1 protein-coding gene is annotated in these 281 nt (G+C 41.3%); it reads right to left on the bottom strand.

Annotated elements, in window-relative coordinates; genetic code table 11:
* Window positions 1-17: 17 nt before the first annotated feature.
* A complete protein-coding gene (locus AB4623_RS24225; RefSeq protein ID WP_372099047.1) occupies window positions 18-179 on the bottom strand; it encodes a DUF6538 domain-containing protein in 162 nt (53 codons plus the stop codon).
* Window positions 180-281 lie beyond the last annotated feature (102 nt).

The raw sequence follows: 281 nt of genomic DNA, 5'->3' as shown, positions 1-281 counted from the left end.
TCAGTTAATTTTCCGGATTAGTATAATTGAACCTGTTCGATATTTCTCAGGTAAGCGACTTTACGTTCACGAGTTAGAAGAGAGAATTTAAACTCTTTGGGATAACCGCTGCTACGCAGTGAAAGTGGGGTGGCGATGCGTGTGTAGTATACGCTATTTGGAAGTCTCAATAAGTACATCTGTGCTACCTTTCTGTGCGAGATGATTTTCGAGGCTTTAGATACGAAAAAACCGCTGTAAAAACAGCGGTTTAATCTTTAAGAGTGGTGGAGGGATAGGGA

It is taken from the genome of Vibrio sp. 10N.222.52.C12, from assembly GCF_041474215.1.
Lineage (GTDB): Bacteria > Pseudomonadota > Gammaproteobacteria > Enterobacterales > Vibrionaceae > Vibrio > Vibrio crassostreae_C.
This window is presented reverse-complemented; position numbering and strand designations above follow the sequence as displayed.